Source organism: Xanthomonas maliensis, assembly GCF_009192945.1.
Taxonomy (GTDB): Bacteria; Pseudomonadota; Gammaproteobacteria; order Xanthomonadales; family Xanthomonadaceae; genus Xanthomonas; species Xanthomonas maliensis.
In genome coordinates, this window is record NZ_NSET01000035.1 from 1 (window position 1) to 20,600 (window position 20,600).

The following is a 20,600-nucleotide window of genomic DNA, read 5'->3' on the forward strand; positions in this document are numbered from 1 at the left end:
CGCTACGCTCGTTGCACTTGGCTTCGGTGGCAGCACGCATCGGTGCGTCGCTGCGCAAGCTCCATCCCGCAGGCTGTGGCACACTTGGTCCAGGCGGCAGTGCTGGGGAGCATGGTTGCACCATCCAACCTTTGCGGCCACTCATTGCCTAACAACTCATTCAAGCCGAAGTTGCTTCGCAACTCGGCTTAATTTAAGTGTTAGCCCTCATGAAAGCATTAGTCGCGTCCGTATTTCTAATCGCCGCATGTGGCAGCGCGTCGGCGTGCGACCGCAGTCTTGCCGGCATCTGGAAGTCAGATGGGGCGCGAACAATGAAATTCATACGTGAGGATGCACGTCTCCAATCAAGTGCGGAGCAACTTCTCCAAGCGCTGATGGGGCACATGACACTCACATTTGGTGAAAGCGACCTCGATGTGAATATGCCTGACATCGAAGTTACGGTCGCGGGTGACCTCCGGAAGTTCGCTGGCTTCAACGAGCGTAAGCCGTACAAGGTAATTTTTTGTGGCGAGTCGACGGTGGTGTGGTCCGCCAAGCGATCTTTTGGTTCGGTGGAAGAAACGACCACGTCTAATTTTGTCGGCCCTGACACTGTGTGGGTCTACACGGGCAGCACGTCGCCCGGCGTCCCAGACCTCCATGCAAGAGAGTATTTTCAGCGTGCCCGTTGAGGGCTCACTATTCATTCAAGCCGACGCAGATTCGGGGCGCGGCTTAATTCAGGCGTTAGCCACGTGAGACCCACTGTTTTCTTGTTACTGGTTTTGGCTCTTCTTGGCGGATGCCAAGTCCGAGATGGCAGCACATCCTACGGCGCAGTCAGTCCTAAGACCTCAATCCCATCGCCTCCTCACGACTTTGGCGACATCAGCCACTTCAATGACTGCAAGGCGCAGCCCCGTCGCGTCTTGAACGAGCAAGAGCAGTGTGAGGTTCGGCTGCTCTCCAAGAGTTGCACTAGAGCGGCGGATTGCTTGGTCACCTGTACCATGAGCCCGGACGGCTTGAGGGTTGGAGGTGGCTGTTACCACATCTGCTTTAGTCCTATGACGCAACTAAAATGGTCGGAGCGCCCAGAGATTGATTTCAGTGAATGTGGCAAGCTAGTGCCACCACTCAGTGGCTAACAATTCGTCCAAGCCGACGCCGCTTTGCGGTGTGGCTTAACTCAGTCGTTAGGCGGTGGTGGAGTAAGGGCGGTGGGCCCCGCTTCGGTCGGTCAGTTGGCTTGCATGCAGGCGGTCGGCTCCGGAGAGCAGTCATCACCGTTGCCGGGCGCGGTAAGTTAGGTGCTTCGCCATTGTCCGTCATTGCCGCGCTACCCTCGTTGCACTTGGCTTCGGTAGCAGTCCGCATCGTTGCCTCGCTGGGCAAGCTCCATCCCGCAGGCTGTGGCACACTTGGCCCAGGCGGCAGTGCTGGGGAGCAGGGTTGCACCATCCAAACCTATGCGGCCACTCTGCCTAACAATTCGTTCAAGCCGAAGTTGAGTCGCAACTCGGCTTAATTCAAGCGTTAGGCGTCACTGGAACCATGAACTGGCTGAGTCACGTTTTCAAGAGGGCAACCTATTCGGTCAAGGCGAATCAGCGTGTTGAAGGGTTGCGGGGAGAGATTCAATGGATTGCGGAGTCTTTGAGCGCTCCGGAAGTCTTCCGTGAGAGAGCAAAGAAGACGGCCGAATCCCTAGGCTCCGAGGACCTAGAGCGACTCGAAGATCTCTTCCACGTAGGGTCCGAGCCTCCTGCTCACTTGAAGCAGCAGTTCAGGGGGCTTGGGCAATGGATGGCGGCCTGCCAGTTCGCAGTGTTTGAGGTTCTCTATAACATGGGGCCAAAGTCGTTGCCGCTACTCAGGCGCACTGCGTTTGGGGAATACGACTGGACTCAAGGTAACGCGATCGAAGTGCTCTGCCGGCTGGCAGCCGATGGTGTCGAGTCCGATCAAATACTCGCTGAGATCGAAGAGCACGCGACTTCAATGCGAGACGAGGCTCTGTACTATGCAGCCGGCCCATTGAAGCAAGCGGCGACGCAGAATTCGTCGCTGCAGGCGATACTGCCTCGCCTGCTGAAAATCTCAGCGTTCAGGTTTGCCTGGGATAGCGTGAGTGACGCCTAACACTTCGTTCAACCCCCGACCCGCTACGGGTTAACTCGAACGTTAGGCGAATGAGCAAAGACAATCGCAACCGAGACTTTTCATGGACAACTATCAGCTTATTACATCGCCACTATGCCGCTCCATCACGACCGATGGCCGCACTGTTCGCCTAGAGATCTATCGCGGGCCCGACACCGACTGGACTCTTGAGGCTGTTGATGAGTTCAACAACTCCACCGTCTGGGATGACCTATTCGCAACGGACCAGGCCGCACTCGACGAGGCGTTGCGAACCATTCGGGATGAGGGTATTGACTCCCTCATTGGTCAACCCAGCGGCGTCCATTAATGGATCAGCCGCCTAACAGTCATTCAAGCCGAACCCGCTTAGCAGTTCGGCTTAGCTCAAGCGTTAGCGTGCACGGTCCAGCTAATCGCGCGTGCCGGAGGGATGATGAAGAACGACCATCGAATCGCCGCCATGAAGTTCTCGAAAGTGTATCCGCTGTACGTCAAAAAAGCGGAACGCAAGAACCGTACGAAGGAAGAGGTTGACCAAGTCATTTGCTGGCTGACTGGCTATAGCAAGGCTGGGCTGCAGCAGCAGATCGATAGCGACAGCGACTTTGAGACGTTTTTTGCCCAGGCACCGGCGATTCACCCGAACAGCTCACTCATCAAGGGCACTGTGTGCGGTGTGCGAGTGGAGGAGATCCAAGATCCCCTGGTACAAAAGGTCCGATACTTGGACAAGTTGATCGATGAGCTCGCAAAGGGGAGAGCGCTTGGGAAGGTCATGCGCTAACTCTATCGGCGTGCACGCCAACTATTCGGTCAAGCCGACTCCGCTTTGCGGCGCGGCTCAACTCAGGCGTTGGACCGTATGGCAATCGATATCGACAAAGTCACAGAAGCCGAGCTCATCGACCCCAAGCATCGAATTGTCGAAAGGCTTCGCTTCATGCAGCACGCGCGCGATCATGCAACGATGCTGCGCTTCAGCATCGGCGATCGCGTTACATTCGAGCCCGACATGGGCGGTCCGGTGTATGGCGTTGTCGTTCGCTACAACAAAAGTCAGTCTCTGTGCTAACGGATGACGGGTAGCGTTTGACTGTCGCGCCTGTTCTTCTTCGTGCTGCCCCGCCAAAGGATGCCAAGCACTCGGCTTTCGGCAACGTTGTCGCCTTGCCTCGCAATCCGCGCATGAGGGCTAACGAGTCTTCAGGCAGAAGCCGCTTCGCAGGGCAACCCCAAGGCTTGTTCGGCTTGGAATCCAGCCGACACCCACAACGCACGTCCTGGTGAGCCTTGACTCCAACACTTGACCCTCTCCCTGAGTCCCTCTTTCAGTTCCAGCCACGCTGGAAGGAAGAGCTGGTGTGCCGCGGCCCCGGCGGCGAGTTCGTACTGGATTTCCCGATGGGCATTCCGACGGTCCACGTTCCAACGGAGCATGCCTGGGTGCAGAGCACTCCCGCGTGGGCGCACGCGCTGTGGCCGGTGTTTACGGTAGAGTTGCAAGCCTGGTGCCAGGCACACGAGGTGGAGTTCTTTCTCGATGGCACTGCCAGGTGCTACCGAGCTGCTTAGTCGGCAGTGCTGTTGATCCAGCGCTGACGTACGTCGCATCAGCAATCTGACAGGCGCTGCTTGCTATGCTGGTGCGCCATGACTGCCGCAGATCTAATGAGCAAGAGCGCAAGAAACGCCAACGCGGCCCATGTACCGCTGTATCGGCTGATTTCGCCGCAGTCACACCAGATGATTGGCGCTTGGGCGGATGCATTCCCGGCGTACACGCTGATCGTCGGCTATTCGAGCCTGGGTCATTTTTTTCTGCATGACCCAGCCAGCAAGGACTACGCGGTGCTGCATCCGTTCAAGGCGGCAGCCAAGTCGTATGGCGGCCATGCGTCCACCGCAGCGTTCGAACAGACCATCCTGCGTGACCCGGGCTTCGAGGCCTATGTTCTACGCAGCGATCATGTGCGGGCGATTGCCGAACACGTTGGCCCGCTGGACGAGGAGGAAGTCTATATTCCACAACCCTATCCGACGCTCGGGGGATCGGAGGCACCCGAGACATATGGCAAGGGCGATGTCTGGGTGTTTGCTGAACTGGTCGCGCAAAGCATCGGCCTCTGACATCGCGCTACGGCGACCGTGCCGGCGCGTAATTCGTCACGAACCGCATGCCGGCTCTGTCTGTTGCCTCGTGGCGCAAGCGGCCGCCGCGGGCCGCCTGCGCGTCACGCGCTGTGAGGGCTGCGGATGTTACGCCTCAGCGCTTGCTTGCCGCGCGCCGATAGACGCCGTTAAAGCTGACATTGGCGCCGCCGCATTCCTGGTTGTCCGCCACCACGAGCAGATCGCCGAGCAGATGTAGGTCCACCTGGCAGGTGTCGTCCTTGACCTGCATGTGTGTGCCTTGCGGGTAGCCGCGCGCGGTGACGGCACCAAGGTGCGGGCCGCCGGGCGTCTGCTGCGGGTCAGGATCGGCGCTGGGCCAGTAGGCGTTGCCGTTGACGGTCACACTGCCGTCGCCATTGGCGAGCAACTGCAACTCATCGTCGCCATCGTGCCAGTGGCCATTCCAGGCCTGCGGTTTCGGGTCTGCAACAGTCGGCAGCGGTTGCACGGCCGATGCCGCCACCCAGCCGGCGCTGCCACCGACCTTGTTGGGGTAGAACGCGCAGACGTAGGCGCCTTGACGCTGTGCAAGCAGCACCACGTCGTCCTTGACGACATAGGCGCGTTGCCGGCATGCAGTCTCGCCCTTGGCGGGGCAGCCGTCGTCGTCGTTGAGCAGGAACAGGCGCGGTACTGCGACTTTGACCAGCGAGAAGCCGGCTGTGCTCATGGGGAAGCCGCCGTTGCGGCACAGTGCCGCGTCCTCGTCCTGGGCGGCGTGCGCTGCTGCCGGAACGCCAATAATGCCAACAGCAAGGTCTTGTGCATCGCAGTCATTCCAAAGATGAGGGGGACAGTGTGCGTCATGGCCAGTGAATCGCTGGCGAGCAAGGCCATCACACTGGTCGGCAGGCGCTGGCTGCCCGGATGACGCATGGCCTGCGGAGGTGAGTCCGCCGAGAACGTGCTTCGAGTTGCTGACGCATGGTCTCGACGTCGGAGCGCGCCGTTGGACCAGCAGGAGATGCAGTAGCCACAGCCGCGCGGGCAGTGCGGTATGAAACGTCATCAGTTGGAAGAGGGCGGCTTGATGGCGGTGAAGTACACGGCTGGGTATCTCTTTGCGATTCCGTTGGGCACGGGAACGTACGCGCTCTGCCAGGTGATGTGGGCGCCCCAGGGCGACTATCGCAAGGTGTTCGCCTTCTGCGTGCTCGAGCAGCACGTGCCGACGCCGGAGCGCAGCGCGTTGCCTGCACAGCCACTGCCGCTGCCCGATGGCGACAAGGACATCAGGGTAGTATTCACTGCAACCAAGAGCCTCAAGAACGGCGAATGGCCGATCATCGGCCATGAAGCGTTGTCAAGTGCAGCGAGACAATTGCGGTGCTTTCACATCGCCGGTGCCTTGCACGAAGGTGACACCTTCATCCGGGTGCTGTCGGTGGAAGAATATGCCCGCTATCCGGCGATGTCGGTCTTCGGCTTCGAGCTGGTGCAACGCCTGCTGATGCAACGACGTGGCTGACCATGGCCGCTGCTGATGACAGCGGACCTGTCGGCGAGCCTGACGCTGCCGTGCTTTGCGGTGGACTCGCTCACGGCGTGACGTAGGCGATACCACCGACACGGCAGACGCCGGCCGCGGCGATCGTGCAGGACACGCGCAATGTAGAAGCGGCATACGCTGGCCGACGTTACCTCAATGCGAATCATCACCCACCGCAGCGCCGCTGCTGCCGACCAGGAAGTCGAGGTCGGCACCCAGGTGGGCTTGTTCGACATGCTGGACATAGAGCCTGGTCCAGCCGCGCGCCGGTGGTTGCAGTGGCATCCAGCCCTCGCGGCGACGGGCCAGTTCCTGCTCGGAGACATCCAGGTGCAGGCGGCGATTGGGGACGTCCAGTTCGATGAAGTCGCCGTTGCGCACCAGGGCGAGGGTGCCGCCGGCGGCGGCTTCGGGCGAGGTGTGCAGGACGACGGTGCCATAGGCGGTGCCGCTCATGCGGGCGTCGGAGACACGCACCAGGTCGGTGATGCCTCGGCGCAGCAGCTTGGGAGGCAGCGGCATGTTGCCGACCTCGGCCATGCCGGGATAGCCACGGGGACCGCAGTTCTTCAGCACCATCACGCAGGTCTCGTCGATGTCCAGCGCGTCGTCGTCGATGCGGGCCTTGAAGTCGGCGATGTCTTCGAACACCACGGCGCGGCCGCGGTGTTGCAGCAGATGCGGCGATGCTGCCGAGGGCTTGATCACTGCACCGTCGGGTGCGAGATTGCCGCGTAGTACCGCGATGCCGGCCTGCGGTTTGAACGGTGCTGCGAAGGTGTGGATGACCTCGCGGTTCCAGCACGGGGCGTCTGCGATGGTGTCGCCGAGGGTGCGGCCGCTGACGGTGCGTGCGTCCAGGTGCAGGTGGGCAGACAGCTCGCGCAGCACCGCGGGCAAGCCGCCAGCGTAGTAGAAGTCCTCCATCAGGTACTGGCCGGACGGTTGCAGGTTGACCAGGCAGGGCAGCCGTGAGCCGAGGGTGTCCCAATCCTCCAGCGTGAGGTCCACGCCGATGCGGCGAGCCAGGGCGAGCAGGTGGATCACCGCGTTGGTTGAGCCGCCGATCGCGGCATTGGTCTTGATGGCGTTCTCGAACGCGGCGCGGGTGAGGACCTTGGACATCCGCAGGTCTTCGCGCACCATGTCGACGATGCGCCGGCCGCTCAGATGCGCGAGCCGGAAGCGGCGTGCGTCGACCGCCGGAATGGCGGCGTTTTCCGGCAGCGACATGCCCAAGGCCTCGACCATGCTGGCCATCGTCGAGGCGGTGCCCATGGTCATGCAACTGCCCTTGGAGCGCTGCATGCAGGATTCGGCGTCGAGAAACTCGGCCTGGGTCATCGTGCCCGCGCGCACCATCTCCGACATCTGGATCACGCCGGTGCCCGAGCCGATCCGCTGGCCACGCCAGTTGCCCGACAGCGACGGACCACCCGACAGGCCGATGGTCGGCAGATCCACGCTCGCCGCGCCCATCAGCAGCGATGGGGTGGTCTTGTCGCAGCCCATCAGCAGCACCACGCCGTCGAGCGGATTGGCGCGGATCGATTCCTCGACATCCATGCTGGCCAGGTTGCGGAACAGCATCGCGGTGGGGCGCATCTGGGTTTCGCCCAGCGACATCACCGGAAATTCCAGCGGCAAGCCGCCGGCCTCGTAGACGCCGCGTTTGACGTGTTCGGCCAGCTCGCGAAAGGAGCTGTTGCAGGGCGTCAGCTCGGACCAGGTGTTGCAGATGCCGATGACCGGGCGGCCGTCGAGCAGATCGTTCGGCAGGCCCAGTCCCTTGAGCCAGCTGCGGTAGTAGGAGCCATGCTTGCCGTGGCGGCCGAACCATTGCTGGCTGCGACGGGCCGGGGTGTCCGATGAGCCCATGCCGATGGCGTCCTCGAAGTGAGCGGGAAGCGCCTTCGCCTGCGGGCAGGCGTGGCGTGCTGCGGCGATCCTACTGGGCGGCGTGATAGCGCAAAAATAGCAATATCCGTTCGACCGATAGCAAATTGCTTATCGTTCTGTCGGCAAGCGGCGGCGTTGACGGCGGGGCTGTGAGCGCGATTGACGGGATGCCGCGTTCGGCTGCATGGGCCGTTGGGGCGGCTACTCGGCAGAACTTCGCGACTGGTGGCGCGGACGCAGCCGAGGCCGCTGTCCCAGCGCTCAGCCGTAGACAGTGGCGGCAGTCTCCTGCAGCGCCGCCAGCACGGTCTGCGCGCCCGGCGACAGCAGCCAGTCGCTACGGGTGATGATGCCGAAGGCGTCCATCCGGCAGGACAGTTCGACCGGCACGATCCGCACCATATCGTGCTCGACATAATGCCGCGCCACATCCACCGGCACCACCGCAAGGTTGTCGCTTTCCTGCAGCATCTTGGTGATGAACATCAGCGCCGTGGTGGCGATCACCTGCGCAGGCGGTTGCAGGCCGGCACGCTGGAACATCAGTTCGAAGCGGTGCCGCAGCACGCTGCCTTCCGGTGGCACGATCCAGCTGGCCTGGGCCAGTTCGTGCAGGCTGTGCCGTCGCTTCTTCAGGATGGGATGACGCGGACGGACGATGGCGCAGATGTCCTCCTGCGCCAGTGCCTGGTAATGCAGATGGCGCTTGTCGTGGCGGGCGAACAGCCGGCCCACCATCACATCCAGTTTGTTCTGCAGCAGCCGCTCCAGCAGCACGTCGCTGCTTTCCACCAGCAGTGAGACACGCAAACCCGGATGTTGCTGGCTGATGCGCGCCAGCGTCGGCGGCAGCAGCGTCATGGCCGCACCGGCAATCGCGCCAATGCCAATGGTGCCGCTGTGGCCGGCCTTCAGCGCCTCGATCTCGGCGCCGGCTTCGCCCAGGCTGGCGAGTGCGATGCGGGCGTGGCGAATCATGCTCTCGCCGTACCAGGTCGCGCGCATGCCGCGCGGCAGGCGCTCGAACAACGGCACGTCCATCATGTCCTCCAGGTCCTTCAACAGCTTGGAGGCCGCTGGCTGGGACATGTTCAATACCTCGGCTGCGCGATGGATGTTGCCCTCTTCCTCGATGGCGATCAGCAGCATCAGCTGACGGGTCTTGAGGCGGGCGCGCAGGAACCAGGGAGCGGAGGTCATTGGGCGACGAATGCCAATTTTGGTATGGGTTTTGCCCAAATCTATATTTGTTGTGTATGCGTGGCAATCGCAGAATGCGGCCGTTGCGGACCGCTGGCGGCTGGGATGGCCCGAGCGATGCGCATGCGCGCAGGACGCTCGGCTCTTCCGGCTAGAAAGGTTGCATGCGATGCGATTGATCCAGTTTCTCGACGATACCGGCACCGCACGCGTGGGCGAGGTGACTGCCGATGGGCAGCAGGTGCGCCAGCTTGCCGGTGTCGCGTCCAGCTACGCCTTGGCGAGCGCGGCCATCGCCAACGGCCATAGCCTGGAAGCGCAGGCCCTGCAGCATGGCGTTGATGTGGTGCGCGACTATGCGCCGTTGCTGGCCGAACAGCGGCTGCTGCCGCCACTGCAGCATCCCGATCCGGCGCATTGTCTGGTCACCGGCACCGGCCTGACCCATCTGGGCAGCGCGGCGGCCCGCGACGCCATGCACCAGACGCTGCAGACGCAGCAGGATGCCGGCACGCTCACCGATTCGATGAAGATGTTTCAGTGGGGCCTGGAGGGCGGCATTCCGCGCAATGGCGCGCCCGGCGTGCAGCCGGAATGGTTCTTCAAGGGCGACGGCAGCATCGTGGTGGCGCCGGGCGCACCGTTGCCGTGCCCGGACTTCGCCCTCGATGGTGGCGAGGAACCCGAACTGGTCGGGCTGTATCTGATCGGGCCAGACGGCACGCCGCATCGGCTTGGCTTCGCGATCGGCAACGAATTTTCCGACCACATCACCGAACGCCAGAACTATCTGTACCTGGCGCACTCCAAGTTGCGCGCCTGTGCGGTGGGTCCGGAGTTGCGCAGCGGACCGCTGCCGGCGGACCTGCGCGGGGTCAGTCGCATCCACCGCGGACACGCCGTGCTGTGGGAGAAGCCCTTTCTGACCGGCGAAGCCAATATGTGCCACTCGCTGGGCAATCTGGAATACCACCACTTCAAGTACGCCGCGCATCGGCGGCCGGGCGATGTGCACCTGCACTTCTTCGGCACTGCCACGCTCAGCTTTGCCGATCAGGTCCAGCTGCAACCGGGCGACCGCTTCGAGATCGATCTGCCGGCGCTGGGTCAGCCGTTGGTGAATTCCTTGGCGTGGGTCGAGTCCGGGTTCGTCCTTGGCGGCGTGCATGCGCTTTGACGCCGTCGCCCGCGCGCAAGGCACCGCAGGCTCTGCAGGAGACGTGGCCGCAGGCGTGCAAGTGCACGCGAATGGGGCCATGCTGGGATGCACCTGGGCAGCGAGCGCAGCGCATGCCACGCCATGCTGACTGCGACGGCGCGTCGGCGGCCCGTTCCGCGATCGCTGGTACATCCATGGGACGCAGATCCAATCGTTGGAGGGAGGCAGCATGAGCAAGCGTTGCATCGTGGCCGTGGTGGTCGTCCTCGCCGTGTTGGTCGGCGGTTGTTCGCGCGGCGGTAGCCAGGGCGCACAGGCTGGACAGATCACGGTGGGCTTCAGCCAGGTGGGTGCCGAAAGCGAATGGCGCACGGCCAATACCGCGTCGATCAAGGCCGCGCTGGTGGAGCCGACATTCCGGCTGAAATTTTCCGATGCACAACAGAAGCAGGAAAACCAGATCAAGGCCTTGCGCTCGTTCATCGCCCAGCGCGTGGATGTGATCGCCTTCTCACCGGTGGTCGAATCCGGCTGGGGCACGGTGCTGCAGGAAGCCAAGGCGGCCAAGATTCCGGTGGTACTCACCGATCGCGCGGTGAAGGTGTCCGACCCGTCGTTGTACACCACGCTGATCGGCTCGGATTTCGTCGAGGAAGGCCGCAAGGCGGCGCGCTGGTTGATCCAGGACAGCGCGGGCAAGCCCGGCCCGATTCGCGTGGTCGAGCTGCAGGGCACGGTCGGCTCGGCGCCGGCCAACGATCGCATGAAGGGCTTTCATGAGGTGCTCGATGCCGACAAGCGTTTCCAGATCGTGCGCTCGCAGAGCGGTGATTTCACCCGCGCCAAGGGCAAGGAAGTCATGGAGTCGTTCCTGAAGGCCGAAACCAACAAGATCGATGCGCTGTTCGCTCACAATGACGACATGGCGATCGGCGCGATCCAGGCGATCGAGGAAGCCGGCCGCAAACCTGGGCAGGACATCCGCATCGTCTCCATCGACGGCGTACGCGGTGCGTTCGAGGCGATGAAGGCCGGCAAGCTCAACGCCACGGTGGAATGCAATCCGCTGCTGGGGCCGCAACTGGCGCGCTTGATCGTCGACGTCAAGGCGGGTCGGCCGGTGCCGCACCGGGTGCTGGTGGACGAAGGCGTGTTTACCCAGGACCAGGCCGCCGCCGAATTGCCCAAGCGCAAGTACTGAGCGGCGATGCGCGAGCGCTCGGCCAGAGGTGATGCGTGAGCGTGCCGGTGCTGCAGGCCTCGGGCCTGAGCAAGCGCTACGGCGCCACGATGGCGCTGCAGGATGTGGACTTGTGTCTGCACGCGGGCGAGATCCATGCGTTGATGGGCCAGAACGGTGCCGGCAAATCCACCTTGATCAAGCTGTTGACCGGCGTGGAGGCGCCCGATGCGGGGCGGATCGAACGCGATGGCCAGCCGATCGCGCCGGCCACGCCGGTGCAGGCACAACAGGCGGGCATCAGCACGGTCTATCAGGAAGTGAATCTCTGCCCGAACCTGTCGGTCGCCGAGAATCTGTATGCCGGTCGCTATCCGCGCCGGCGCTGGAGCCGCACGATCGATTGGCCGCAGGTGCGGGCGGGGGCGCATGCCCTATTGCGCGAGCTGCAACTGGAGCTGGATGTCGAGCTGCCATTGGCGCATTACCCGGTGGCGATCCAGCAGATGGTCGCCATCGCGCGCGCCATGGGCGTGTCGGCGCGGGTGCTGATCCTGGACGAACCCACCTCCAGCCTGGACGAGGGCGAAGTCGCGGCGCTGTTTCGCGTGCTGCGACGGTTGCGCGAGCGCGGCATGGCGATCGTCTTCGTCAGTCATTTCCTCGATCAGGTCTATGCGCTGGCCGATCGCATCAGCGTGCTGCGCAACGGCCGCCTGGTCGGCCAGTATCTGCCGGCCGAGCTGCCGCCGCCGGCCTTGGTGACGGCGATGGTCGGGCGCGAGCTGGCAGTGGCCGCCGCCGGCAGCGCGCACGCCGTGGATCTGACGCAGGCCGCGGTGGTGGTCCAGGCGCAGGGGTTGGGGCGGCGCGGCAAGCTGCAGCCCACCGATCTGCAGGTCCGCGCGGGCGAGGTGCTGGGACTGGGGGGGCTGCTCGGCGCCGGTCGCACCGAATTGGCGCGCCTGCTGTTCGGCCTGGACCGCGCCGACCGAGGCCGGCTGACCGTGCACGGGCAGTCGTGCCGATTCACCCATCCGGGCGATGCGGTGGCGCGCGGCCTGGCGCTGTGCCCGGAAGAGCGCAAGACCGAAGGCATCGTCGCCGAGCTGTCGGTGCGCGACAACATCCTGCTGGCGTTGCAAGCGCGGCTGGGATGGCGGCGCTGTCTGTCACGCGAGCGCCAGCAGGCGGTGGCGCAGCGCTTGGTGCAGCTGCTGGGCATCAAGACCGCCGATCTCGACACGCCGGTCGGCACGCTGTCCGGCGGCAACCAGCAGAAGGTGGTGCTGGCGCGCTGGCTTGCGACCGAGCCGACCTTGCTGATCCTGGATGAGCCTACCCGTGGCATCGATGTCGCCGCCAAGCAGGAAATCATGGCCGAGGTGGTCACGCTGGCGCGTCAGGGCATGGCGGTGTTGTTCATCTCTGCCGAGATCGACGAACTGACGCGTCTGTGCGATCGCATCGCGGTGCTGCGCGAGCGGCGCAAGGTGGGCGAGCTGCCCGGTGACTGCGATGGCCAGCAGGTGCTGGCCTTGATCGCAGGCAGCTGAGGAGCCGGCTGAATGACGAACGTGCCACCTGGTGTTTCGGCCGATCTGGCAGCGCGGCCAGCGCGCTGGCGTGTCCTGCTGGCGCAGCCGTTGCTGTGGCCGTTGCTGACCTTGGCGCTGCTGCTGGTTGGCAACGGCGTATTTACGCCGGGCTTTCTCGCGCTGGAATGGCGCGATGGTCATCTGTACGGCACGGTGGTCGATATCGCCAACCGCGCCGCGCCGCTGGCCTTGGTGTCGTTAGGCATGACCTTGGTGATCGCGGTGCGTGGCCTGGATATCTCCGTCGGCGCGGTGCTGGCGATTGCCGCCACCGTGGCCGCCTGGACCATCGCCCAGGTCGGTGCCGGCAGTGGATTGTGGCCACTGTTCGCTGCGCTCGGCCTGGCGTTGGCCGCCGCAGCGCTGTGTGGGCTGTGGAATGGTCTGCTGGTGATCAAGGCCGGCATGCAGCCGATCATCGCCACGTTGATCCTGATGGTGGCCGGGCGCGGCCTGGCGCAATTGCTCAGTGGCGGGCAGATCCTGACCATCTACTACCCGCCATACGCCTTCCTGGGCAATGGCTTCCTGTTCGGGCTGCCGTTCTCGCTGTTCGTGGTGGCCGCGGTGTTCGTCGCGGTGGCCTTGTTGATCGAACGCAGCGCCTTGGGTCTGTTCGTGCGCGCGATCGGTCACAACCCGGTGGCGGCGCATGTGGCCGGCGTGCGTGCAGGCGCGATCACCTTGGCGCTGTACGTGTTTTGCAGTTTCAGCGCCGGGCTTGCCGGCGTGTTGGTCAGCTCCAATGTCGCCAGTGCCGATGCCAACAATGCCGGCCAACTGTTCGAGCTCGATGCGATCCTGGCGGTGAGTCTGGGCGGCACGGCGCTGGGCGGCGGTCGCTTCAGCCTGGCGGGTAGCCTGGTCGGCGCACTGATCATCCAGACCCTGACCACCACGATCTACGCCATCGGCGTGCCGCCGCAGGTCAACCTGGTGGTCAAGGCCGCCTTGGTGTTCGCGGTGTTGTTGCTGCAATCGGCCGACTTCCGCGCGCAGCTGCGCCGCTGGTTCGGCCCACGCACGCCAGGGGCACGAGCATGAGCGCGCTGCCGCTGGCCGCCGCGCGTGCTCTGCATCGCCGCGATCCGCGCCAGCTGACCTTGCTGGTCACCATCGGCCTGTTCGTGGCGATGTCAGCCGGCGGCGGCCTGCTCTACGACGGCTTCCTGTCGCCGCAGGTCTTCCTCAATCTGTTCGTCGACAACGCCTTCCTGCTGATCGTCGTGGTGGGCATGACCTTCGTGATCCTCAGTGGCGGGATCGACCTGTCGGTGGGTGCGGTGATCGCCTTCACCACCGTGCTCAGCGCCGAGCTGGTGCAGCATCGGCACTGGCCACCGCTGGCGGCGATGGCGCTGGTGCTGGCGTTGGGCACCGGCTTCGGTACGCTGATGGGCGCGTTGATCCAGCGCTATCGGTTGCCGCCGTTCGTGGTCACCTTGGCGGGCATGTTCCTGGCCCGCGGCGCGGCGACCCTGATCAGTGTCGACTCGATCGATATCGACCAGCCGTTGTACACCGCCGTGGCCGGCTGGCGTCTGTCGTTGGGCGGCGGCGCCTCGCTGTCGGCCGGTGCGGTGCTGGCGTTGCTGGTGGTGGCGATCGGTATCCTCGTCGCGCGGCTGACCCCATTCGGGCGCACCGTGTATGCGATCGGCGGCAACCGCCAGTCGGCGGTGTTGATGGGATTGCCGGTGGCGCGCACCGAAATCGGCGTCTATGCGCTGAGCGGGTTCTGCGCCGCGCTGGCCGGTGTGGTGTACACCGTCTACATGCTCAGCGGCTACAGCCTGCACGCGCTCGGCCTGGAGCTGGATGCCATTGCCGCGGTGGTGATCGGCGGGACGCTGCTGTCGGGCGGCGGCGGTTATGTCATCGGCAGCCTGTTCGGCGTGCTGATCCTGGGCCTGGTGCAAACCCTGATTGCCTTCGACGGCACGCTGAGTTCGTGGTGGACGCGCATCGTCATCGGCGTGTTGCTGCTGGCCTTTTGTCTGCTGCAGCGTGTGTTCGGCAGGGGCGACGCCCACTAGCGTGGTACCGATCGCCGGCAGCGGCGCACTCGATCCGGAGAGTCATGATGCAGCTGCACATCGCTCCATCAGCATCAGCATCAGCATCGGCCGCAGCTGCCACTGCACCCACGCTGCCGCTGCACGAGCGCATCGGCTACGGGCTCGGCGATGCCGGCGGGACCGTCGTCACCTGCCTGATCATGAGCTTTCTCACCTTTTTCTATACCGATGTCGTCGGTCTGGACGCGGCGTCGGTGGGCGTGATGTTCCTGGCGGTACGCGTGTTCGATGCGTTCGCCGACCCGGTGATGGGCTTGCTGGCCGATCGTACGCACAGCCGCTGGGGACGCTACCGACCGTGGCAACTCTGGATGGCGGTGCCGCTGGGCATTGCCGGCGTGCTGGCCTTCACTGCGCCACCGCTGGCGGGTGACGGCCGGCTGGCGTGGGCCTGCCTGACCTATCTACTGCTGTCGATCTGCTACACCGCCGCCAACGTGCCGTACTGCGCGCTGATCAATGCGATGACGGCCGAACGCGCAGATACCGTGGCCAGCCAGTCGTGGCGATTCACCCTGTGCGGATTGGCGGCATTGCTGGTGTCGGTGGGGCTGCCGTGGCTGGTGACGGTGTTCGGTCATGGCGATACGGCGCGTGGCTATCAGGCCGGGGTGGCGGTCATGTGCGCATTGGCGGCAGCGATGCTGTTGGTGTGCTTTGCCAGCGTGCGCGAACGGGTGCCGCTGCCTGCACCTGCGCCGTTCTCGCTGCGCCGGCATCTGGCGGCAGTCGTGGGCAACGATCAATTGCTGCTGTTGACGTTGATGTCGTTCCTGCTGATCAACGTGATGAACCTGCGCGGTGGCGGCTATCTGTATTTCATCCATTACGTGCTGGGGGGCGACGCCGGCTACACCTCGCTGTTTCTCGGCCTGGTGGCGTTGGCGGCGATCGCCGGCGCGTTGTTGGTCGCACCGCTGGCACGCCGCGTGGACACGCTGCGTTTGTACCTGCATCTGAACGTGGTGCTGGCCGCCTTGGCGCTGGCGATGTGGTTCCTGCCCACTGGCCCGGCCAGACAGGTCTTATGGCTGGTGACGATCTTCGCCAATGGCACGCTGCTGGGGATGACCTTGCCATTGCATTTTTCGGTGATGGCCTTTGCCGATGACTATGGCGCCTGGAAAACCGGCCAGCGCGTGTCCGGCCTCAATTTCGCCGTCAACCTGTTGGCGATCAAGCTGGCGTGGGCGGCCAGCGCCGGGATCATCGCGTTGGTGCTGCATCTGTGCAGTTATCGCGCCGGTGTCGCCCAGGCTGCGCTCGCCCGCCACGGCATCACCGCGCTGGAAACCCTGCTGCCGGCCGGACTGCACCTGTCGCTGGCGATCGTGATCCGCTTCTGCCGGCTCGACGACGCCCGCATGCAGCAGATCGCCGCCGAACAGGCGACCCGCGCTCGCTTGCAGCCATCCCACTGACCCCACCCGCTCGTCTCTCCCGGATCCCCGCATGACGCTCACGCACGACATCGACCTCACCCAGGTCGCATTGACCGCACCGTTCTGGCGCAACTACCAGGCCTTGGTGCGCCAGGTGGTGCTGCCCTACCAATGGGAGGCGCTCAACGATCGCATCGCCGATGCCGAACCCAGCCACGCCATCGCCAACTTCCGCATCGCCGCCGGACGTGCCGAAGGCCGCTTCCACGGCATGATCTTCCAGGACAGCGATGTGGCCAAATGGCTGGAAGCGGTGGCCTATGTGTTGTGCCAGCAGCGCGACCCGGCGCTGGAGGAGGCCGCCGATGCGGTGATCGAGCTGATTGCCGCTGCACAGCAGCCCGACGGCTATCTCAATACGTATTTCACCCTGGTCGCGCCGGCCGAGCGCTGGAGCAACCTGGCCGAGTGTCATGAGCTGTATTGCGCCGGTCATCTGTTCGAGGCTGGCGTGGCCTATGTCCGTGCCACCGGAAAACGCACCTTGCTGGAGGTCTGCTGCCGGTTCGCCGACCATATCGCGACGACCTTCGGCACCACACCGGGTCAGCTGCAAGGCTATCCCGGGCACCCGGAAATCGAACTGGCGTTGCTGCGGCTGTACGAAGCCACCGACAACGCGCGCTATCTGGCGTTGGCGCGCTATTTCATCGATCAGCGCGGCACCCAGCCGCACTGGTACGACGAGGAATACCAGCGGCGCGGGCGCACGGCCTATTGGGACAACCACGGCAGCGGCTGGATGGTGCACGACAAGGCGTATAGCCAGGCGCACCTGCCGGTGGTGCAGCAACAACACGCCACCGGCCATGCGGTGCGCTTTGCGTATCTGATGACGGGTGTGGCCCATCTCACGCTGCTGGACGGCGATGCCGACAAGCGGGAGGCCTGCCTGCGGCTGTGGCACGACATGGCGCAGCGTCAGCTGTATGTCACCGGAGGCATCGGTGCGCAGAGCTGGGGCGAATCCTTCACCAGCGCCTACGACCTCCCCAACGAGACCGCCTACGCCGAGAGTTGCGCCTCGATCGGCCTGATGCTGTTCGCCAAGCGGATGCTGCAGCTGGAGGGCGATGCGCGCTTTGCCGATGTCATGGAGCGCGCGCTGTACAACACCGTGCTGGCCGGCATGTCGCTGGATGGCAAAGCGTTCTTCTACGTCAATCCGCTGGAGACGCTGCCGCGCACGCTGGCTGGCAGCCATGCCCACGACCACGTCAAGCCGGTACGCCAACGCTGGTTCGGTTGCGCCTGCTGCCCGCCCAATATCGCCCGCCTGCTGGCATCGCTGGGCCAGTATCTCTACACCCCGCGTGAAGATGCCTTGTATGTCGATCTGTATGCCGGCAGCCAGGTCACGCTGGAGCGCGATGGCGTCCGCATCACCTTGTCGCAGCGCACCGACTACCCGTGGGATGGACGAGTAGAGATCACGCTCGCCGCCGAGCGCGCGTTCACCACCGCGCTGGCGCTGCGCATTCCCGATTGGTGCCCGCAGCCTACCCTGACGCTGGACGACGCGCCGCTGGCCTTCGCGCGACGCAATGGCTATGCGGTGGCGGCGCAGCGCTGGCAGCCAGGTCAACGCCTTGTCCTGGACCTGCCGATGCCGGTACGTCGCGTCAGCAGTCATGCCTTGCTGCGGCAGACGGCGGGCAAGCTGGCCGTGCAGCGTGGCCCGCTGGTGTACTGCCTGGAGCAGGTCGACAACGGCAGTGAGCTGTATCAGTTGGCCCTGCCACATTCGGCGGAATTCACGCTGGTGCCCGGCAGCGGCAGCTTGACCGGCATGACATTGATCGAGGCCGATGGCCTGCGCCGCATCGACCCCAGCGACGCCGAGGCGTTATACCGCTACGACGCCGCGGCGCCGCACTGGCACGCCCAGCGCTTGCGTTTCGTGCCGTACTTCGCCTGGGGAAATCGCGGCGAAGGAGAGATGCGGGTGTGGGTCGAGGCCGTGGACGCCCCGGCAGAAGAGGGCGGGCGACTGCGCTGATTGCCTGGACGTTCGCACGGCATTCGCATCAGCGTGTTTGCGCTGCGTGGATGTAGGCGGTGCTGACCGGTCGTACCCGTGTCTTGCGACTGCTGGGTCACGGCCGAGCCAGCGTGCTGTGGCCAAAACCCGTGCGGTCTGGCGGCGAGTATCGGCAGGGGCGGAAGGAACTCTAGGGGCCGGTCGTCGCTTGTGGCTGGCGGGCGGCAGCCCAGCAGACCGCTGCCGGCTGGGCTGCCTGGCAGGCAGCAGCGGCGTGCTGCGCCGTCGTGCTGCTACGGGCCAGAGCGCCCCAGAAGCGCCGGACGACTGTTCGGCGCCGCGGTGGTGGAGCGGCCGATGGCTCGGAGCTGGTATCGCGACTCCGTCGCCCGAACTCCGCAAAGTCAGGAATTTCCTTACTGCTGTGTCCGGTTGTTCCTGGTTAAAATAGCGTTAGGGGGCCGTGCAGTGACGCCGGTCGTAGTCGAATAGATCGGGGCGGTCGGCAGCATGGACAGCGGTACGGGGAGCGCGCGTCGCGCGCGCGTCGCGTGGTGCGCGGCGTTGTGGGTCGGGGTGAGCGCACAGGCAGCGGCACAGCAGGTCGGAGATCCGGCGGCGCAGGAACTGTTGCGGCAGCAGGAGCGCGAGCGCGTGCTGCGCGAGCAGCAGGAGGCGCGTCCAGACGTGCGCCTGCAACAGGCGCCGGCCGATGGCGTCGAACGGCTGCCCAGCAACGAATCGCCCTGCTTTCGCATCGATCGCATCGTGCTCGACGGCGCCGGCGCCAAGGCGTTCGCCTGGGCACTGAAAGCAGCCAACCCGCGGCAGGATCCGGCCATCGGTCGTTGTCTGGGCACCGAAGGCATCAACCTGGTCATGAAGCGGGTGCAGAACGCGGTGATCGCGCGTGGCTACGTCACCACCCGCGTGCTGGCCGCACCGCAGGATCTCACCGGCGGCACGTTGACGCTGTCGGTGGTGCCGGGCCGCGTGCACGTGGCGCGTTTCACCGACCCATCTTCCGCGCGCGCGAGGATCGGCAACGCGGTTCCCGCGCGTCCGGGGGCGCTGCTCAATCTGCGCGATATCGAGCAAGGGCTGGAGAATCTTCAACGCGTTCCCAGCGTGACCGCCGATATCCAGATCGCACCGGCCGAGGGCCAGGGCACCGGCCCGGGCGAGAGCGATCTGGCCATCGCCTGGCAGCAACGCGCACGCCTGCGCGCCAACCTGAGCCTGGACGATGCCGGCAGCGACGCCACCGGCAAGCTGCAGGCCAACGGCACGCTGTCGCTGGACAACCCCCTGGGCCTCAACGAATTGTTCTACGTCAGCCTGGGCAAGGGCGTGTTCAACGGCGCCGGCAAGGACACCGACAGCTGGACCGTGCATTACGACATTCCTGACGGCTACTGGTTGTTCGGCGTCACCGCCAGCGCCTACGACTACAGCCAGGCGGTGGCCGGTGCGGTGGAGCGCTACGACTACAGTGGACGCAGCCGCAACGCCGAAGCGCGCCTGGACCGGTTGCTGTTCCGCAACGCTTCCATCAAGTTCGGCGCGTACGCGCGCGGCTGGTGGCGGCGCTCGACCAGCGCGATCGACGATACCGAGATCCAGGTCCAGCGGCGGCAGACGGCCGGCTGGGAATTGGGCCTGAATCACCGCCAGTTCCTCGGCAAGAGCACGCTCGATGCCAGTGTCGGCTACCGCCGCGGCACCGGTGCGTTCGGCGCACTGCGGGCGCCGGAAGAACGCGCAACCGCGTTTGACCCGACGATTCCGCTGGAAGGCACCTCGCGCATGCAGATCATCGTCGCCGATGCGCAGCTGACCGTGCCGTTCCAGCTTGGCGCGCAACGGCTGCGCTATACCGCCGCCTGGCGCGGGCAGTGGAACCGCACCCCGCTGGCGCCGCAGGACCGTTTCGCGATCGGTGGACGCTACACCGTGCGCGGTTTCGATGGCGAGCTTGCGCTCAGCGGCGATCGCGGCTGGTCGCTGCGCAACGATCTCAGCGTGGCCGTCGGTGGCGGACTGGAAGCCTACCTGGGCGCCGATTACGGCCACATCGGCGGTCCCGCTGCGCGGCTGCAGTCCGGCGACCACCTGGCGGGCACGAGCCTGGGCCTGCGTGGCGGCGGGCAGCACGTCTCCGTCGATGGCTTCGTCGCAGCACCGCTGTGGAAGCCGAGCCATTTCCCAACCGCCTATACGACGTTCGGTCTGAGCCTGTCCTGGCGCTACTGACCATCCAGACGGAGCAGTG

17 protein-coding genes and 1 pseudogene are annotated in these 20,600 nt (G+C 64.8%); 15 read left to right on the plus strand and 3 right to left on the minus strand.

Annotated elements, in window-relative coordinates:
* Nucleotides 1–209: 209 nt before the first annotated feature.
* From CKY51_RS11565 to CKY51_RS11600, 6 genes are all read left to right on the plus strand, one after another.
* Nucleotides 210–677, plus strand: coding sequence for a hypothetical protein (locus tag CKY51_RS11565; RefSeq protein WP_211904890.1), 468 nt, complete (start codon nt 210–212; stop codon nt 675–677).
* Between the two features lie 862 nt (nt 678–1,539).
* Nucleotides 1,540–2,127: a hypothetical protein gene (locus CKY51_RS11575; RefSeq protein WP_152249256.1), complete on the plus strand. Its 588-nt coding sequence runs from the start codon at nt 1,540–1,542 to the stop codon at nt 2,125–2,127.
* Between the two features lie 82 nt (nt 2,128–2,209).
* Nucleotides 2,210–2,458 carry a hypothetical protein gene (locus tag CKY51_RS11580; protein WP_152249257.1) on the plus strand — a complete coding sequence of 83 codons (249 nt, stop codon included), beginning with the start codon at nt 2,210–2,212 and terminating at the stop codon, nt 2,456–2,458.
* A 105-nt stretch (nt 2,459–2,563) separates the two neighbouring features.
* Nucleotides 2,564–2,914: a DUF2200 domain-containing protein gene (locus tag CKY51_RS11585; RefSeq protein ID WP_152249258.1), complete on the plus strand. Its 351-nt coding sequence runs from the start codon at nt 2,564–2,566 to the stop codon at nt 2,912–2,914.
* A gap of 78 nt (nt 2,915–2,992) precedes the next feature.
* Complete coding sequence (locus tag CKY51_RS11590) at nt 2,993–3,202, plus strand: hypothetical protein (protein WP_211904892.1); 210 nt, start codon at nt 2,993–2,995, stop codon at nt 3,200–3,202.
* Nucleotides 3,203–3,798: 596 nt separating this feature from the next.
* Complete coding sequence (locus CKY51_RS11600; protein WP_244952536.1) at nt 3,799–4,257, plus strand: T6SS immunity protein Tdi1 domain-containing protein; 459 nt, start codon at nt 3,799–3,801, stop codon at nt 4,255–4,257.
* A gap of 136 nt (nt 4,258–4,393) precedes the next feature.
* Here the strand turns inward: CKY51_RS11600 and CKY51_RS11605 are convergent.
* A pseudogene (locus tag CKY51_RS11605) lies at nt 4,394–5,070 on the minus strand (hypothetical protein).
* Nucleotides 5,071–5,299: 229 nt separating this feature from the next.
* Here CKY51_RS11605 and CKY51_RS11610 point away from each other — a divergent pair.
* Nucleotides 5,300–5,770, plus strand: a complete 471-nt coding sequence (locus tag CKY51_RS11610) for an Imm26 family immunity protein (protein ID WP_022971158.1) — start codon at nt 5,300–5,302, stop codon at nt 5,768–5,770.
* 174 nt (nt 5,771–5,944) lie between these two features.
* On the opposite strand, the gene CKY51_RS11615 is transcribed toward CKY51_RS11610, so the two are convergent.
* The gene (locus tag CKY51_RS11615) at nt 5,945–7,669 is read right to left on the minus strand and encodes an IlvD/Edd family dehydratase (protein WP_022971157.1); all 1,725 of its coding nucleotides are present in this window, start codon (nt 7,667–7,669) and stop codon (nt 5,945–5,947) included.
* 282 nt (nt 7,670–7,951) lie between these two features.
* Complete coding sequence (locus tag CKY51_RS11620; protein ID WP_022971156.1) at nt 7,952–8,890, minus strand: LysR substrate-binding domain-containing protein; 939 nt, start codon at nt 8,888–8,890, stop codon at nt 7,952–7,954.
* 169 nt (nt 8,891–9,059) lie between these two features.
* Between CKY51_RS11620 and araD1 the strand changes: the two genes are divergently transcribed.
* From araD1 to CKY51_RS11660, 8 genes are all read left to right on the plus strand, one after another.
* Complete coding sequence (araD1, locus tag CKY51_RS11625; protein ID WP_152249260.1) at nt 9,060–10,067, plus strand: AraD1 family protein; 1,008 nt, start codon at nt 9,060–9,062, stop codon at nt 10,065–10,067.
* 211 nt (nt 10,068–10,278) lie between these two features.
* Entirely contained in the window at nt 10,279–11,250 is a 972-nt protein-coding gene (locus tag CKY51_RS11630; RefSeq protein WP_022971154.1) for an ABC transporter substrate-binding protein, read from the plus strand.
* A gap of 35 nt (nt 11,251–11,285) precedes the next feature.
* Nucleotides 11,286–12,785: a sugar ABC transporter ATP-binding protein gene (locus CKY51_RS11635; RefSeq protein ID WP_022971153.1), complete on the plus strand. Its 1,500-nt coding sequence runs from the start codon at nt 11,286–11,288 to the stop codon at nt 12,783–12,785.
* Between the two features lie 12 nt (nt 12,786–12,797).
* Entirely contained in the window at nt 12,798–13,871 is a 1,074-nt protein-coding gene (locus CKY51_RS11640) for an ABC transporter permease (RefSeq protein WP_022971152.1), read from the plus strand.
* Nucleotides 13,868–14,863 carry a galactofuranose ABC transporter, permease protein YjfF gene (gene yjfF, locus CKY51_RS11645; RefSeq protein WP_022971151.1) on the plus strand — a complete coding sequence of 332 codons (996 nt, stop codon included), beginning with the start codon at nt 13,868–13,870 and terminating at the stop codon, nt 14,861–14,863. Before CKY51_RS11640 ends, yjfF begins: the two co-directional genes overlap by 4 nt.
* Before the next feature lie 47 nt (nt 14,864–14,910).
* Entirely contained in the window at nt 14,911–16,326 is a 1,416-nt protein-coding gene (locus CKY51_RS11650; RefSeq protein WP_152249261.1) for an MFS transporter, read from the plus strand.
* Nucleotides 16,327–16,357: 31 nt separating this feature from the next.
* Nucleotides 16,358–18,346 (plus strand): glycoside hydrolase family 127 protein, encoded by a 1,989-nt coding sequence (locus tag CKY51_RS11655; RefSeq protein WP_022971149.1) that lies wholly within the window; start codon nt 16,358–16,360, stop codon nt 18,344–18,346.
* Nucleotides 18,347–18,838: 492 nt separating this feature from the next.
* Nucleotides 18,839–20,581, plus strand: a complete 1,743-nt coding sequence (locus CKY51_RS11660) for a ShlB/FhaC/HecB family hemolysin secretion/activation protein (RefSeq protein WP_022971148.1) — start codon at nt 18,839–18,841, stop codon at nt 20,579–20,581.
* The last annotated feature ends 19 nt before the right edge of the window (nt 20,582–20,600 follow it).

Bases quoted from the DNA above. Each gene is read 5' to 3' on its own strand.
- CKY51_RS11565 (WP_211904890.1), top strand. From the start codon at position 210: ATGAAAGCATTAGTCGCGTCCGTATTTCTAATCGCCGCATGTGGCAGC.
- CKY51_RS11575 (WP_152249256.1), top strand. From the start codon at position 1,540: ATGAACTGGCTGAGTCACGTTTTCAAGAGGGCAACCTATTCGGTCAAG.
- CKY51_RS11580 (WP_152249257.1), top strand. From the start codon at position 2,210: ATGGACAACTATCAGCTTATTACATCGCCACTATGCCGCTCCATCACG.
- CKY51_RS11585 (WP_152249258.1), top strand. From the start codon at position 2,564: ATGAAGAACGACCATCGAATCGCCGCCATGAAGTTCTCGAAAGTGTAT.
- CKY51_RS11590 (WP_211904892.1), top strand. From the start codon at position 2,993: ATGGCAATCGATATCGACAAAGTCACAGAAGCCGAGCTCATCGACCCC.
- CKY51_RS11600 (WP_244952536.1), top strand. From the start codon at position 3,799: ATGAGCAAGAGCGCAAGAAACGCCAACGCGGCCCATGTACCGCTGTAT.
- CKY51_RS11610 (WP_022971158.1), top strand. From the start codon at position 5,300: ATGAAACGTCATCAGTTGGAAGAGGGCGGCTTGATGGCGGTGAAGTAC.
- CKY51_RS11615 (WP_022971157.1), bottom strand. From the start codon at position 7,669: ATGGGCTCATCGGACACCCCGGCCCGTCGCAGCCAGCAATGGTTCGGC.
- CKY51_RS11620 (WP_022971156.1), bottom strand. From the start codon at position 8,890: ATGACCTCCGCTCCCTGGTTCCTGCGCGCCCGCCTCAAGACCCGTCAG.
- araD1 (WP_152249260.1), top strand. From the start codon at position 9,060: ATGCGATTGATCCAGTTTCTCGACGATACCGGCACCGCACGCGTGGGC.
- CKY51_RS11630 (WP_022971154.1), top strand. From the start codon at position 10,279: ATGAGCAAGCGTTGCATCGTGGCCGTGGTGGTCGTCCTCGCCGTGTTG.
- CKY51_RS11640 (WP_022971152.1), top strand. From the start codon at position 12,798: ATGACGAACGTGCCACCTGGTGTTTCGGCCGATCTGGCAGCGCGGCCA.
- yjfF (WP_022971151.1), top strand. From the start codon at position 13,868: ATGAGCGCGCTGCCGCTGGCCGCCGCGCGTGCTCTGCATCGCCGCGAT.
- CKY51_RS11650 (WP_152249261.1), top strand. From the start codon at position 14,911: ATGCAGCTGCACATCGCTCCATCAGCATCAGCATCAGCATCGGCCGCA.
- CKY51_RS11655 (WP_022971149.1), top strand. From the start codon at position 16,358: ATGACGCTCACGCACGACATCGACCTCACCCAGGTCGCATTGACCGCA.
- CKY51_RS11660 (WP_022971148.1), top strand. From the start codon at position 18,839: ATGGACAGCGGTACGGGGAGCGCGCGTCGCGCGCGCGTCGCGTGGTGC.